The organism is Alcanivorax sp. P2S70, from assembly GCF_000475295.1.
In the GTDB taxonomy this organism is placed as follows: Bacteria; Pseudomonadota; Gammaproteobacteria; order Pseudomonadales; family Alcanivoracaceae; genus Alcanivorax; species Alcanivorax profundi.
Window position 1 is genome coordinate 1 of record NZ_AXBZ01000043.1, and the last position, 15286, is coordinate 15286.

General features: G+C 59.1%; 10 protein-coding genes. 6 read left to right on the forward strand and 4 right to left on the reverse strand.

From position 1 onward, the window contains the following. The first annotated feature begins 200 nt into the window (after positions 1–200). From Q672_RS29875 to Q672_RS29885, 4 genes are all read left to right on the forward strand, one after another. Positions 201–1562, forward strand: coding sequence for a D-arabinono-1,4-lactone oxidase (locus Q672_RS29875; RefSeq protein ID WP_022986201.1), 1362 nt, complete (start codon positions 201–203; stop codon positions 1560–1562). A gap of 88 nt (positions 1563–1650) precedes the next feature. Beyond that, entirely contained in the window at positions 1651–2931 is a 1281-nt protein-coding gene (locus Q672_RS29880) for a DSD1 family PLP-dependent enzyme (protein WP_022986202.1), read from the forward strand. Then, positions 2931–3896, forward strand: coding sequence for a 1-aminocyclopropane-1-carboxylate deaminase/D-cysteine desulfhydrase (locus tag Q672_RS0117335; protein ID WP_022986203.1), 966 nt, complete (start codon positions 2931–2933; stop codon positions 3894–3896). Before Q672_RS29880 ends, Q672_RS0117335 begins: the two co-directional genes overlap by 1 nt. Positions 3897–4003: 107 nt before the next feature. Continuing rightward, positions 4004–4369 (forward strand): NirD/YgiW/YdeI family stress tolerance protein, encoded by a 366-nt coding sequence (locus Q672_RS29885; RefSeq protein ID WP_022986204.1) that lies wholly within the window; start codon positions 4004–4006, stop codon positions 4367–4369. 116 nt (positions 4370–4485) lie between these two features. On the opposite strand, the gene Q672_RS29890 is transcribed toward Q672_RS29885, so the two are convergent. Next, positions 4486–6771, reverse strand: a complete 2286-nt coding sequence (locus Q672_RS29890) for a TonB-dependent receptor domain-containing protein (protein WP_022986205.1) — start codon at positions 6769–6771, stop codon at positions 4486–4488. A gap of 297 nt (positions 6772–7068) precedes the next feature. On the opposite strand from Q672_RS29890, the gene Q672_RS29895 reads away from it, so the two are divergent. Beyond that, complete coding sequence (locus Q672_RS29895) at positions 7069–7986, forward strand: metal-dependent hydrolase (RefSeq protein WP_022986206.1); 918 nt, start codon at positions 7069–7071, stop codon at positions 7984–7986. Positions 7987–8009: 23 nt separating this feature from the next. Here Q672_RS29895 and Q672_RS29900 read toward each other — a convergent pair whose 3' ends face one another. Further along, positions 8010–9491, reverse strand: a complete 1482-nt coding sequence (locus tag Q672_RS29900; protein WP_022986207.1) for an amidase — start codon at positions 9489–9491, stop codon at positions 8010–8012. A 124-nt stretch (positions 9492–9615) separates the two neighbouring features. Here Q672_RS29900 and Q672_RS29905 point away from each other — a divergent pair, with 124 nt between their 5' ends. After that, entirely contained in the window at positions 9616–10626 is a 1011-nt protein-coding gene (locus Q672_RS29905; RefSeq protein WP_022986208.1) for a zinc-binding alcohol dehydrogenase family protein, read from the forward strand. 144 nt (positions 10627–10770) lie between these two features. Here Q672_RS29905 and Q672_RS29910 read toward each other — a convergent pair whose 3' ends face one another. Together Q672_RS29910 and Q672_RS29915 are read right to left on the reverse strand one after the other, a co-directional pair. Continuing rightward, a complete protein-coding gene (locus Q672_RS29910) occupies positions 10771–12624 on the reverse strand; it encodes a phytase (protein WP_022986209.1) in 1854 nt (617 codons plus the stop codon). 56 nt (positions 12625–12680) lie between these two features. Further along, positions 12681–15173, reverse strand: coding sequence for a TonB-dependent receptor (locus tag Q672_RS29915; RefSeq protein ID WP_052017529.1), 2493 nt, complete (start codon positions 15171–15173; stop codon positions 12681–12683). Positions 15174–15286: the final 113 nt, after the last annotated feature.

Sequence of the window (15286 nt, forward strand, 5' to 3'; positions counted from 1 at the left end):
GAACAGTGAAGGCTGCGCGAGCCGCATAACGTGTCACGTTTTTTCTTTGCTTTTTAACGCGTGAGGCAGCCCCAAATTCACGTCGCGGGCACTTTCATCGCAATAACAACGACGCGCAATCGCGCCGCTGTTCACTGTTAACTATTCACTGTTAACCGCCTTTATTGTACGATCGTGCCAAATAAGAACAAGGATGGCGCATGGCACTGTTTGATTCCATTGATCGACGCGGTTTTCTGAAGGCGCTGGGTAGCGCGGGTGCAGTGGGTGCGCTGGCGCCCCAGCGACTGATGGCACAAGAGTCCGAGCCCGCTGCCAAGTGGCAGAACTGGTCCGGGAACCAGACCGCCAACCCCGCTCAATTGCTGTTTCCCCGTGATGAAGCGGCATTACGCAACGCCGTCACCGCCAGTGACGCAGGCCTGCGTGCATTTGGTGGCAGCCATTCGTTCAGCGCCGTGGTGCCCACGGACGATACCCTGATTTCGCTGGAAGCCATGGCCGGACTGCGCCAGCAAGACGGCGAACGCTTTACCTGGGGCGGCGGCACCCGGCTGGCCATGGCCAGCGCCCAGGCCCACAGCCTGGGTCACAGTTTTCTCAATGAGCCCGATATCAACCTGCAGTCGCTGGCCGGCGCCATTGCCACCAGCACCCACGGCACCGGCACCGGACTCACCAGCCTGTCCGGGCAGGTGGAGAGCCTTCGCCTGATGCTGCCCAATGGCGACAGCCTGACGCTGGACCACAGTGATGGCGACCGCTTCCTCGCCGCCTGCTGCAGTGTCGGCGCCCTGGGGATTGTCACCGACATTACCTTTCGCCATGCCCCCGCTTACCGGCTCAAGGAGCACACCTGGACCTTGCCTCTGCGTGAGGCTATGGACTTTGTGGAAAAGGAAAAAGATCGCTTTCGTCACATCGAGTTTTTTGCCTTTCCGCTCGGTGAACAGGCCATCATCAAGACCATGGAGATCACCGACGATCCCGAGGACAGCCCTGCCCGGGAAGATGACAACGAGCTGCTGGAGCTGGTCTCCAAACTGGCCATGCATGCCGGCTGGCTGACCCCCAGCCTGCAAAAGCTGGTCACCCTGTTTGTGGAAGACAGCACCTTCACTGGCCCCTCCCACACCGTGTTCGCCAACCGGCGCACCGTGCGCTTCAACGAGATGGAGTACACCGTCCCCGCCGAGGACGGCATCGCTTGCCTCGAAGAGGTCTGCGACACCCTGCGCAAGGAAGACATCAATGTGTTCTTCCCTATCGAGTTCCGTTACGTGGCCGAAGACGATCGGTTACTGTCCATGTACCACCAGCGCCCCGGCGCCAGCCTCTCCATCCACCAGTATTTCGCCCAGGACTACCAGAAGGTTTTCCAGCCGGTGGAACCCATTCTGCGCCGCTATCAGGGCCGGCCACACTGGGGCAAACTGCACAGTCTGGGGCGCGACGAACTGGCCGAGCTGTACCCGGCGTTTGATCGCTTCCAACAGGTGCGCAAGGAACTGGACCCGCAAGGCCGAATGCTGAATGCACACCTGAAGCGGTTGTTTGCATAACACTGTACGCCACGCCCATTGGCCGCTTGTTCCTGTGGTCATGGCAAGGATGAACCAGGCACAAGCCTGGGCAAACCGGGGAGAACACATGAAACGTCGTGGAGTGTTGATCGGGCTGGGCGCCCTGGCGGCGGGGGGCTGGCTGCTGCGACCAGACAACCGTGGTGCTGCCCATGACCGTTACTTCCAGCAATTGAATGACACCCTGAAAAGCGCAGGGCCCGGCCGTCCACTGATGCTGATCGACCGACAACGACTCGCCGACAACTGCCGCACCCTGATGAGCATGATACCCAGTGGGTGCAACTTCCGGATTGTGGCCAAATCCCTGCCCAGTGTGCCCCTGATTCAGGAGGTCATGACCCATACTGGCAGCCAGCGGGTAATGCTGTTCCACCAACCATTCATGAATGCCCTGGCCGACGCCGAGCCGGGCTGCGACATGCTGCTGGGCAAACCCATGCCGATACAGGCTGCCCGTCGGTTTTATCAGGAGCTGGGCGAAGCCCATCGCTTTGACCCGAGCCTGCAACTGCAGTGGTTGATCGACAGCCTGCCGCGTCTGGAACAATACCTGGCCCTGGCACGGGAGCTCGACCAGCCCATGCGCATCAATGTGGAAATCGATGTGGGGCTGCACCGTGGCGGCCTTGGCGACCCATCACAACTGGACGCCCTGCTTGCGCTGATCCATGCCCACCCCAGGCATCTGCAGTTCAGCGGCTTCATGGGCTATGACGCTCACGTGGGCAAGCTGCCCGGCTTTATCGAAAGTGCCGAAGAAGGCCATCGCCATACCGAGCGTCGTTATCAGTCGTTCATTGATCGGCTATACCAGCAGGCACCGCAATACCAGACCCAATCACTGTGCTTTAACGGTGCTGGCAGCCCCACCCTGGCCTTGTACGACGACAGCACCGTGGTCAACGAACTCAGCGCCGGCTCTTGTCTGGTGAAGGCCAGCGATTTCGATCTGCCCTCCCTGGATGCCTTTACTCCAGCGGTGTTCATTGCCGCTCCCGTGATCAAGGCCATGGACGGGCTGAACCTCCCCGGGCCCATTCCCCTGGGTGACGCCTGGCAGCGCTGGGATCCCAATCGTCAGCGTACCTACTTTATCTATGGGGGCTACTGGAAAGCCCATCCAGTGTCTCCCGCTGGTATTCAGACCAACGGTGTCTACGGTGCCAGCACCAATCAGATGATGTACAACGGCAGCCCCGAGACGGCCCTGACCCCGGACGACCAGATTTTCTTCCGCCCCACCCAAAGCGAGTTTGTCATGCTGCAATTTGGTGATCTGGCGGTCTGGGAAGATCAGGCCATTCGCCAGTGGTGGCCACCACTGCCCCAGGGCGAGGGTGCGTGATGCCGTGGCCACTGCTGGAGCGTTTCCCGGAGCTGTCGATACTTAAGCCCAGTGCACTCTGCTCGCTCCCCACTGCAGTGGAACCCCTGCCTGGTATCGGTGCAAATTGCTGGGTCAAACGCGATGACATCAGTGCCCGCCCTTACGGCGGCAACAAGCTGCGCAAGCTGGAATGGATACTCCCGGACATTCGCCGTGAAGATGCCCACACCGTCGTCACCCTGGGCGCCACCGGCACCAATGCGGGACTGGCCACCAGCCTGCTCTGCCGGAACGAAGGACTGCAATGCGACATCTTCACCTTCCCGCAACCGGACTCACCAGTGGTCAGGCAAAACCGCCTGGCCATGCAACAGGCCGGCGCCAGACTGCACGACCGGGGCAGTCTCCTTGGTGCCGCCCTCGGTTGGTATCTGCACCCCGGCCGTCTTAAGCGCGGTTACTACTTTCTCTACGCAGGCTGTTCCAACCCGGTGGCGACCCTGGGCTATGTCAACGCCATGCTGGAACTCAAACAGCAGATCGACGAGGGGCTCTGCCCGGCACCTGCGGCACTGGTTGTGGCTGCGGGGTCCTGCGCCACGGCCGCTGGCTTGCTGGTGGGCAGTCAGATCAGCGGCCTCAACACCCGTATTCATGCCGTGCAAGTAGCCCCAACACGACTCGGCCCGTTTTCGGTTTGTAATGCACGCCTGACGCTGGGCATGGCCCACACTGCCTGGCAGCAACTTGGCGAGCCCGGCGAGCTGAACCCACACCTGCTGCACTGGCACGACAACTATCTGGGCAAAGGGTATGGGCAGGCCTCTGAGCTGACCCGACAGGCCAAAACGCAGGCCGCCCGTCAGGGACTCCTGGTCGAAGACACCTACAGCGGCAAGGCCTTTGCGGCCTTTTCTGCGATAAGCCAACAACAACCTGGTCCTACCTTGTTCTGGCACACCTTCAATGCCCATCCGTTGTAACCCTGTGGCTACCCCTGGGACTTTAACCCTGCTTTTACAAATATCAGGAACATCTCTGCCCATTACGCCCACTAATTCCATGAGACATCAACCAAGGAGGATGACTCATGAAAAAACTGATTATTGCTTCTGTACTGATGGGCGCCGCGGCGACCGTAACCGCTGGAGACATTATCGAGAGCGACAGCGCTGCCATTAATCAGGGCATCAAGGAAGGTACCCAGGTCCGCATGGAAGGCGAGATAGTCCAGTCACTCGGTGACGAGCGTTATTTGCTGCGTGACCGCAAGGGCCAGATTGAAATTGAGCTGGATGACAAGCTTACCGCCGACCGGCCACTTAAAGCCGGCACCCGGGTGAACTTCACCGGTGAAGTGGAGCATGATGATGGCCGCAGCGTGGTAGAAGTGGACAAGATCCATTCGCTGAAAGGTGCCGTTAACACCAGCAGTGCCTCTACCATCAGCAACTGAAGCCACAAGGCTGCATTTTGACCCAGCGGCGTGAGGCCGCAATTCACAAGCAAGGCACGGCAGGCTTCCCTGTCGCGCCTTGCGAGTAACACCGCCCCCAAGGGGCGGTGTGCGGATCAGAAAATTGCTTGCAGGCCGATCCAGAAATTACGACGGGCATCCTTGTTGTTGTAGTCGTCGTAGTATTCCACGTCGTAGCCACCGGAACCGTCATCCACGAAGCCCACATCGTAGGTCGTAAAGTCTTCGTCCAGCAGGTTGTTCACACGGGCGTGCAGCGTCACCGACTCGTTGAGCATCAGGCGTGCCCCCAAGTGGTAAATTTCATAATCTTTCCAGTACTCGCCACCGCTGGCATCGGTGTTCAGACCACTGCGGCCGAAGCCACGGAAGCGATCGTGGCGGCCTTCCACTGTCAGGAACATGCCGAACTTCTGGGTGGTCTGCCAATCCAGTGTACCGTTGAGCATGTGCCGCGCACTGCCCGTCAGCGGGTAACCTTTGGCGTCACCACTCTTCTGCTCACTGTCGATATAGGTGTAGTTGGCACGCAGGGACCAGCGGGGTGAGATCTGGTAGCGACCTGCTACCTCAACACCCTTGATGACAGCCTTGTCCACATTCACCGGCTGCGTCACGATGCCGCCAACCGACTCATAACTACCCAGATCCACACAGGGTTTCTGGCCACCGGTGGCAGAACACAGCTGACTATCCTGACGGGAAATCTTGTCCTTGAAGTCGTTCTGGAAGAGAGTGATGTTGGCGTTGTGACGATTCGGACTTTCCCAGTACAAGGCAATTTCCGAGTTCACACTGGTTTCCGGCTCAAGGTCCGGGTTACCCACCCAAGGGCGAGTGCCTTGTCCGCCAAAACCGGTAATCCCGTCATACAGGTCAGTGGTCTTCGGAGTTTTGTAACCCGTGCTCACGCCGCCTTTCACCGTCCAGCCAGGCCGCACCTGGTAAACCCCATACAGGCGAGGGCTGATTTGGTCACCAAAGGTTTCGTGGTTGTCGTAGCGTACCCCTGTCGTAAGGGTAAATGGTTCAACGATCGTCCAGTTATCTTCGGCGTAGAGTGCCCAGAAATTATTTTCCGACACTTCGCCGGGGTCTCCTCCCTCCAACCCGAACACGCCGTCTTCCAGTTCGCCACGCAAGATCTGTGTACCCACCACAACCAGATGCTGATCATTGACCGGCATATCCAGCTTGCCGTCCAGGCGCAGCTCATTGCTTTCCAGCTTGCGCTGCGGGCGCGGCAGGAAAGTGGACCCAAGCACCGCCAAACAGGCATCACTGCCCGCATCCGCTACACAGTCGGCATTGTTGGCGATGATGTCGTCATACTCGGCACGCTCAGCTGCAGACAGCGGCATGGTGCGACCTTCGTTATTTGTAGCCAGATACGTCAGGGACACATTGCTGAAACCGAAGCCCCATTCACCTTCATGGGTCAGAGCGATTTGCTCACGGGTAAACTCCTGGTCTTCTGCATAACCGGCGCGAGGCAACCTTTCTGGGCTGTCGTGGGTACCCAGCTGGCTTTCCGAGTTGTCATAGGTCTGGACAGAGTTATCGTAGTCCAGCGAAATGCGTTGATTATCCGTGGGGGTCCAACGCAGGGTGAAACCGAGCGCCGTGTCCTCATTGTCAACAGTACGACCACCCGCGCCGAAGCCCAGCTCACGCTCTTGCACCACCCCATTGGGGTCCGTTACCGGTGCATATTCCGGGTTGGATGCATCCTGATCGTAAAGGCTGCCGCGTACGGCCAGACCAAACTGGTCACCCAGTGGGCCGGAGACAGAAAAGTCCGTCGTGCTGGAATCACCGTACTCGTCATGCTCTTGCAGGGTGCGAGTCACATTGATGCCGCCACCCCAACGGGTGTAATTCTTCTTGGTGATGATGTTGATCACCCCGCCCATGGCGTCGGCACCGTACAAGGTGGAGGCCGGGCCACGGATCACTTCGATGCGTTCGATCGCTTCCAGTGGCGGGATATGGTTGAACTGGTTACCCCCGAAATTGTTGGGGTAAATATCGCCGTGGTTATTCTGACGACGACCGTCGATCAGGATCAGGGTGTAATCAGCGCCCATGCCACGCATGGAGATGGTGGACTGGCCGGTCTTGTCGCGGGTCTCACCCACATCAACCCCTTCCAGCTCACGTACCGCATCAATCGCGGAGGTAAAGGGCCGGCTGTGTAGCTCCTCCTGACTGATAACGGAAATACTGGCGGGCGCATCGGTTATTTTCTGCTCGTAACCCGCAGCCGACACCACCTTTACCGAGCCCAGCTCATGGGCCTGATTCTCTTCTGCCATGGCCGGCATTGCCCAGCCCCCTGCTACCAGGCCTGCCAGCAACGGCGCCCCATACCCCTTTTTCATCTCAACTACCTGCGTCGTCTGATTAAAATCGCCGCGCAGTATTATTGATGATGAGAACCATTTACAAATGTGAAGAAGATTCAATTCGTAAATTTTGTAAGGCCCCTGAGCATTACTGAATTTCTTTCACTTTCCAGTCCTATGACCACAACGCTCCCGGCAAGGGAATATGAGGCCAAACCATTACATTGACTAATGATACAGTTGCATTGTAGCTTTCTTGCATCACCATCTGGTCGGGGCACCCCAAACGCCCGGCATGATCAGGAACCGGGAAAGCAAACTGAGAGCTACGCCATGACCCGCACACAGCGTCATCAAATCCTGCCCCGCAAAGTGCAGTTCGATTTTGCCAATACCCCCCTGCACTGGCTCCGGGATGATCCGTTTTCGACCCATGTGATCAACGGCATTCATATGCTGCTGCCAGCTGGCGAGCTGTGGTTTTGCCGTGTGTATAACCAGGCATTGCCCATGGTCACGGACGATGCCTTGCGTGAAGACGTACAGGGCTTCATCCGCCAGGAAGCCATCCATTCCCGCGCCCACAGCAAGGCACAAAGCTATCTGGAAGCCCACGGCCTGAGCGTGGAAGCGTATGTGACTCGTATCGAGTGGCTGTTCGGCACCTTCCTGGGCGAGGCCCCGTTCGGCATGAAGATGCTGCAACGGGATATGTGGAAAAAACAGTGGCTGGTGTTCCGGGTCGGGGTGATCGCGGCGATCGAACACTTCACCGGCGTGCTTGGCCAATGGGCCATGGATAACGAAAGCTGGGAGCGCAACGGCGATGCCACCATGGTCGACCTGTTCAAGTGGCATCTGGCGGAAGAGGTGGAACATCGCACTGTCGCCTACGACCTGTTCGAGCACCTTTGCCGTACCCAGCTGGGCTTTTACGTCAGTCGTCAGGCGTTGATGGCCATTGTGTTCCCGCTGTTTGTCTACTTTATTTCCGAAGGGGCTCGCAGCCTGGCAAAACAGGACCCGGACCCGGAAACCCGCAAGATCGGCCGCAAACTGATCCCTCAGCTGTTACTGCAACTGCAGCGGGTGGGCAAGCAGACAGAAAATGTTCCCACCTTCTCCTTTCTGGTACGCGCCACCGCCCGCTGGGTATCCCCGCGCTTCCATCCGATCCACGAAGGGGATACGGAGCAGGCGCTGGCTTATCTGGCCCGTTCTCCTGCCGCCATGGCGGCGGCAGAAGGATAACGCGGCAAGGGCCATGGCTCAGGCTACATCGGCACCTTGTTAAACCAGGGTTCCGCCTCTTCCAGCTGAGCCGCTAACGCCAGCAACTTGCCTTCATCGCCGTGGCCGCCAACAAATTGCGAGCCTAACGGCAGGCCTGCCTCGGTCCAGTGCAGCGGCACCGACATGGCCGGCACGCCAGTCACGTTGGCGAACTGGGTGAAAGGCATGTACTTGAAGTTTTCCAGCGCCATCTGCTCAATCATGCCGCTCTTCATGAGCAGCTTTTCCGCCCCCACTTTCAGCACCATCTTCAGCGCGGCCTGTTGCCACGGAGGCGTGGCCATGGCACCAATCTCGGCGGGCGGCAATGCCAGCGTTGGCGTCAGCCAGAAGTCATAGCGCGCCAGAAACGCATCCAGCGCAATCATGTAGCCCTGCCAGCGGGTCTGGCATTTCACGTATTCGTGGGCCGGAGTGGCACGACCAAAGGCGGCGATGGCCAGCGTGTCCAGCTCGAACCCCTCATCGCCACAACCGGTGAGTTCTTTCACCTCGTCCACTTCCGCCGCGCACTGCCCAAACCAGACGCTGAGCCAGTCCATGCACATCTGGCGGGCATCCATCTGCGGCTCGGCCTCTTCCACCTCATGGCCCAGATCACGCAGCAACGCCACGGTGTTTTCCACTGCCCGCACCGCTTCCGGGCTGACCTCCGTTCCCAGTGGGGAACGGGTGGAAAACCCGATGCGCAGCTTGCCCGGGCGGCTGGCCGCAGACAGCGCATAGGCCTGCTCAGGAGGAGCGATCCGGAACAGACTGCCACGCTCATCACCCTGCGCGATATCCAGCAGCAAGGCACTGTCGCGCACCGAGCGAGTCAACACATGATTGACCGCAATACCGTGCATGGCCTCAGTGAAATGCGGCCCCCACGGGGTCCGTCCACGCCCGGGCTTCAAGCCGAACAGCCCGCAACAGGCCGCCGGAATACGGATACTGCCTCCGCCATCGTTGGCTCCAGCCACCGGCACCACGCCAGCCGCCACCATGGCCGCGGACCCGCCGGAAGAGCCCCCCGGGGTATGGTCCGGGTTCCAGGGATTGCGTGCCGGGCCGAAGGAGTCCGGCTCGGTGATTCCCTTGGCGCCAAACTCTGGCGTGTTGGTTCGACCAAAAGGCACCAGCCCGGCCTGTTTCCAGCGCGCCACCAGGGTGGAATCCACGTCGGCCTTAATGTCTCTGGCCTTGCGGGCCTTGTTACCCTGATAGCAGGGAGCGCCGCCGATTTCCTGAAACAGGTCTTTCACCAACATGGGCACCCCTGCCAGCGGGCCGCTTAATGTCGTCCCCGCCCGCTCCCGGGCCATGTCATAGAGGGGAATAATCAAGCCATTCAATTGCGGGTTCACGGCTTCCGCGCGCGCAATGGCCACTTCCAGCAACTCTGCGGGCGTGACCTCGCCTTTCTGGATCAACTCGGCCAGCCCCATGGCATCAAACGCCCTGTATTCTTCAAAATTCATCTGAACTCCTGCTCTCCCAACACTGCCAAAGGTCCAACGGCAGACACCGTTATACTGTGGCATAGTCTGCACGGCATCTTGTGCCAAATTCTTGTGTGTTTCGGTTACCCCTCAGAGGCAGTCAATGAAAGCCATTGGATTCAATCAGCCCCGCGCCATCGACGACATTCACGCTCTGGAAGACATCCAGCTGGACCTGCCTTCCCCGGGCCCCAGAGACCTGCTGGTCTCGGTTCAGGCCATTTCCGTTAATCCTATTGATACCAAATTACGGCAACGGCCGCTGGAACAGCCCGGTTACCGGGTATTGGGTTTTGATGCAGCCGGCATCGTCGAGGCAGTGGGTAGCGAGGTGGAAAACTTCAAGGCAGGCGACCGGGTCTGGTATGCCGGCAGCGCGCAACGGCAAGGCAGCAATGCCCAATACCAGTGTGTGGACGAGCGATTGGTCAGCCGCAAACCGGACAGCCTTGGCATGCAGGAAGCCGCAGCCTTGCCACTGACGGCGCTGACCGCCTGGGAGGCTCTGGAAGACCAGCTGGGCTTCCGCCCTGGCGAGTGTCAGGGCAAGACCTTGCTGATCATTGGCGGGGCCGGGGGCGTCGGCTCCATCGCCATTCAACTGGCAGCCCGCTATTTTGGCCTGACGGTCATTGCCACTGCCGGCAGGGAGCAGTCCGCCAATTGGTGCGACGCCATGGGCGCCCATCATCTGGTGGATTACCGTCAACCGCTACAACCGCAACTGGATGCCGTCAGCGATGGCCAGATGGATGGCATCTTCGTGACCCAGAATCTGGATGATTACTGGCAGGCGGCCTGTCAGGCGGTGGCCCCCCTTGGCGGCATCTGTGCCATCGTCGATGCCCGCGGCCCCCTGGACCTGAATCCCCTGAAACCGAAGAGTGCCCGCTTTAGCTGGGAGTTCATGTTCACCCGGCCGCTGTTTGGCCGGAGGATGCAGCAGCAGGGTGACCGTCTCGCCGAGCTGGCGACACTGGTCGACAAGGGCGTCATTCAGACTACCGTGAGCGAAGGCCTTGGCCCCATCAACGCCAACAATCTGAAAGAAGCCCACCGCCGGCTGGAGTCCGGCAGCACCATCGGCAAACTGGTACTGGCGGGCTGGGAATAAGAGTAAGAGCAGCTATGAGCTGTGAGCTATGAGTCGCGGACGGGGCCTGCAGGTTTTGCCAGGCCCTGCCCGCGCCAAAGGTTTCGGCGCGGTCGAGGCGTTCAACATCACCACCAGATTCCGCCCCGCGTTGCAGCTCGTAGCTCAAGGCTTTTCCAACATCGCCTCAATGTCTTTCCACGCCACGATCTTGTAGTTCTGTGGCGCATCGGGAAGACGATTGCGACCATCCTGGACCACCAACATCCCTTTTTGATAAACCCCTCCCAGATTTGCCGAGGTGACTTCCAGGCCATCGGTTTCGGAGGCACCGTCCACGCCGGCCTCAGGGTTCATGCCGATACGGAATTTACCGACCACCGCATACGGGCTGTCTGCTTCCAGAATGACATAGCTGTTATCTCCCTGACTGGAGACCACCAGCCAGTTCCTGTCATCGGCCTGATACAAGGCCAGGCCTTCAATATCGTCAACCAGTACCTCTCCGGCAGCCTTGACCTCGGTGGCGGTCACCGGCTGATCTGCGCCGGCAGCGAAGACCCACACCGCGCGATCTTCTTCACCCACAAACAGGCGCTGTTGTTGCTCATCGGCCACACACCCTTCCGGCTGGCTTGCCACCTTCAGTTCGCGCACGCGTTTACCGGTGATGCTGTCCCCTCCCAGCAACTGCCACTGCTCGATCACACCACTCTTGTCATTTGCAAAGGCATACAACCGCTGATCGTCCTGATACAGGCAGATGCCATAAATGTCCTTCATGCCGGTGGCGATCTGACCCGCTTCCTGCACCTTGCCACTGGCCGGATCGATCAGGAAAAGATGCAGGCTGTTGTGATCACGATTAGTGGCAACGGCAATGTCCCAGCGCCGCCCGGCCACATCGATACCGTAACGCAGATCCACATTGTTCAGTCTGCCGACTTCCAGAAACTGACGGGTGCGGCCCTGCAAATCGTACACATACAAACCCGCCTTCTTGTCTGTGCCAAGAATCAGACTGTCAGCCGGCGACGTCGGGTGCACCCAGATGGCCGGGTCATCGGCGGCATCACCATAGCGCTCGACACTATCGGTTTGTGCTGTGGGCAACACTACCGGCAGGGTGATGCCGGGTTGTGCGGCATGGGGCCAGGACAGCATCACGCTTTGCACGCCCTTGTCACCATCATCCACGGCATACAGGGCAAGACGCTCCCCTTGCTGCGTCACTACCAGGGTCTCCGGTTCGTCCAGCACAGGGACAGCGAAACGTTGTTGCAGACGGCCATCGGCCAGGTACAGATTGACCGCCCCAGCCTCCTTGTCTACCAGTGCCACCCCACCGGGCAGCACGGCCACCGCACTGGCGTTTTCGGCAATGTTGCCGTGGGGAGCCAGGCGATCCAGCAACTGACGCTCGGCATCCCGCTCCGGGTCCGCGTGATAGCGCCACAGACCGACAGACTCTTCCGCTACATACAGGCTGGCGCTGTCATCATCCACGGCACAACTTTCCACCCCCGGGGGCAACACCAGATGACGCACGGGCAACGCCTTGTCCGCCGCCCCCAGCAACCACTGGTCAGCGCCGCCGCGCTCATCCAGCAGGTACACCGACAGTAACGACTGGCTATCCTGATACAGACAGAACCCGGTGATTTCATACTCGGGGGCCGGCACTCTCTGGGCCAGTTGCCACTGCCCCTGATGCCGGGTGAACAGCACTGCCTCATTGCTGGCGGTATCCACCGTCACCAGTTGCACAACGCCCTTGTCATCCACACGGCCTTCAACGCCTTCAAACTGCCCCTCGGCCAGGGTGAGCTGACCGCTGACCAGATTGCCGTTGGCATCCACGGTCACCACATGGTCATCCTGTACCCAGAGTCCTTTTGGCTGCCCCAGTGAGGTTTCTTTTTGCCAGTCTTTCTCTGCCAAAGAGGGAGCCGCCGGGCTCTCCACCTGGCAGCCCGCCATCACCACCAGCAATGCGAAAGCCCATGGTTTGATATTCATCATATGCATCCTTCAGACAAAAAAAGGACCGGGAAACACGCCCCCGGCCCGCCTGATTAAAGGCTTTTCAGTGCAAGACCCAGCTTGAACGTGGGGCCATACTCTTCGTATTGTGCGTTGAACTTTTCCTTCCCGGTGTAGGCATAGAAAGGTTCATCATTGATGTTGATCGCTTCAAATGTCAGCTGCAGGTTATCGGTCAGGAAGTAATACCCGTTGAAGTCCAGCTGGATGTGATCATCCGTGTAGATGTCATAGCGCTTGTCCATCGAATCACTGACCTCCTGCAGGAACTTGCCGGTGTAATTGGCCGCCAGACGCAAGCTCAGCTTTTGGGTTTCATACCCGACCATCAGGTTACCGGTGACATCGGACTGACTGGGCAAGGCGATGTCACGACGGAAGGTGGTACCGCTACCTTCATCGTAACTTTCAATTTCGGCGGAGGAATCCACCAAGGTGGCATTCGCCCCCATCAGCAGGCCGTTGAAGGGCGCAGGTAACTCGCTGAACTGTTTGGAGTAGGCCAGCTCAATGCCGTAGAGACTCGCATCATTGCCATTCTCGAAGGTCTCCGCATCATCAAAAGCGGTGTAACCCGGCGTGCCCCCCTTGTCTGTCAGGTAGGCAAAGTTCTTGATGTCCTTGTAGAACGCAAACGCCGACACCACACCAGCACGGCCCATGTAATGCTCGATGCCCAGATCCAGGTTATTGGATTCCAGTGATTTCAATGCCGGGTTGCCAAAGCTGGCCTCACTGCCATCAATTTCAAACCCGGGAGAAAGCTGCTCAAAGGTGGGCCGTACAACACTGCGGGTAAAGGCAGAACGCACCAGCGTATCGTTGGTCAGCTGATAGCGCAGGTGCAGCGCCGGCAGCCAGTGATCTTCATCGTTGTCGTAATGACTGGCTGTGATGGTGCCGTTGTCATCGCCGAAACCGTCCGCCTCGAAGTCCAGTCGCTCATAACGTACACCGGCAAGAATACGCAGTTGCTGAATATCCACGGTGCCCATCAGATACGCCGCCTGACGATCTTCCGACATCTCGTAGTCTTCAATAGCCGACGCGATATCTTCGTACTGACCGGGGCCGGCAATCAAACCGTCAATGGAATCCGGATCAATGCCCGAACCAAAGTTGCCGAGCTCGTAATCCACATCGGTGGCATGATCCGCCAGACTGGCACTGGGACCATAGGTCCAGACATTCACATCGCTGTCTTTGGTGCGCTGGCTGGCTTTGGTGCCGAACTTGATCGATGCCGGGTTATCGTTCCAGTACAGGTCACGGGTAAAGTCCAGCGCCACATCGACCTGCTCATCCGTTGTTTTGCCTTCCGTCACTTCAATCTCATCCAGATCGAAGTTGCTGTCGTCATAGAAACCCGTGGGATACAGCGCTGAAGGCTTGCGGTGGCCCTGATAGCCCCCATCGGTGAAGTCCGCCACGAACACGGTGCTGTCCGCATGGCGGGGCTCGTCTTCCTGCGCCGTGCTGTAACCTGCACGAAAATCCGTGGTCCATTCCCCGGATACGTGCTGTCCACCGAGAACGAAAGACGAAATATCCTGGGTTTCTTCACGGTCCTTCAGTTCTTTTTCCACTTCGGTAACGCCGGTCTGCCCCGGTTGCTGGGCAGAGTCAAAGGCGAAAACATTAGCCTGACGAATTTCTTCATCCCGGAATTCACTGTGCAAAGTGCGCAGATACAGGCTGGTGTCATCACTGAGCAGGTAATCGACGTTCAGCGCCATACCCAGCCGCTCGCGGGTAATCATGTAATCGCGCTGCTCGAATTCTTCCAGGGCATTGTTATCATCAAAATCCCAGGCGCCGCCCGTTTCCACGTTGTCAGACCCGAAATCGCGTTTGCCCCAGCTCACGGCACCGGCCACACCAAGATTCTTTTCCCCGCCGCCCAGTGAAAACTGGTTGCTGGCTGCCACGGCGAATTCTGGACTGGTCTGATCGGTGTGCTCGTCGTAGCTGCCGGCGCCACTGACGGAATAAAACAGGCCATCGCGGTCAAACGCTGACAGGGTCTCAACCTCCACCGTGCCCCCCAGCGAGTTGCCGTCCATGTCCGGGGTCAGGGTCTTGACCACGGTCAGGGACTCCAGCAAATCTGCAGGGATCACATCCAGCGCCACGGCGCGGCGTCCGGCCTCGGGCGCCGGCACCTGAATGCCATTGACGTTAACCGCATTAAGATCCGGGGCCACACCACGCACCCGAACAAAACGCCCCTCACCCTGATCCCGTTCAATAGAGACACCCGGCATCCGCTGCAGGGACTCGGACACGTTGTTGTCCGGGAAGTCCCCGATATCATCTGCCCGCACCTTGCTTTCAATATTATCGGCCGCACGCTGCTCACTGAGCGCCCGGTCGGTACTGGCCGCCTGACCGATAACGCGCACCGTTTCGATCTCGTTGGGCTCCCCGCTTTGTGCGTGAAGCTGGCCACACACCACGGCAATCGCCGTGGCCAATAGAGTCCGCGCCACAGGCGGCCCGACAGGCTGTTGAGAAGCCCCTTGCATGCTCAGCGTGGCCTGAAGGGTGCAGCTGTTGTGTTTTGTCGCGACGGGCAGGGTGGCTCCCTTTCCTAGCGACAAAGCGCAGCAGATGGGCCCTTCAGGCCGCGCCCTTCGGG

What these genes read in the sequence shown, in the direction of transcription:
- Q672_RS29875 (WP_022986201.1), top strand. Translation starts at nt 201, where the DNA reads ATGGCACTGTTTGATTCCATTGATCGACGCGGTTTTCTGAAGGCGCTG.
- Q672_RS29880 (WP_022986202.1), top strand. Translation starts at nt 1,651, where the DNA reads ATGAAACGTCGTGGAGTGTTGATCGGGCTGGGCGCCCTGGCGGCGGGG.
- Q672_RS0117335 (WP_022986203.1), top strand. Translation starts at nt 2,931, where the DNA reads ATGCCGTGGCCACTGCTGGAGCGTTTCCCGGAGCTGTCGATACTTAAG.
- Q672_RS29885 (WP_022986204.1), top strand. Translation starts at nt 4,004, where the DNA reads ATGAAAAAACTGATTATTGCTTCTGTACTGATGGGCGCCGCGGCGACC.
- Q672_RS29890 (WP_022986205.1), bottom strand. Translation starts at nt 6,771, where the DNA reads ATGAAAAAGGGGTATGGGGCGCCGTTGCTGGCAGGCCTGGTAGCAGGG.
- Q672_RS29895 (WP_022986206.1), top strand. Translation starts at nt 7,069, where the DNA reads ATGACCCGCACACAGCGTCATCAAATCCTGCCCCGCAAAGTGCAGTTC.
- Q672_RS29900 (WP_022986207.1), bottom strand. Translation starts at nt 9,491, where the DNA reads ATGAATTTTGAAGAATACAGGGCGTTTGATGCCATGGGGCTGGCCGAG.
- Q672_RS29905 (WP_022986208.1), top strand. Translation starts at nt 9,616, where the DNA reads ATGAAAGCCATTGGATTCAATCAGCCCCGCGCCATCGACGACATTCAC.
- Q672_RS29910 (WP_022986209.1), bottom strand. Translation starts at nt 12,624, where the DNA reads ATGAATATCAAACCATGGGCTTTCGCATTGCTGGTGGTGATGGCGGGC.
- Q672_RS29915 (WP_052017529.1), bottom strand. Translation starts at nt 15,173, where the DNA reads ATGCAAGGGGCTTCTCAACAGCCTGTCGGGCCGCCTGTGGCGCGGACT.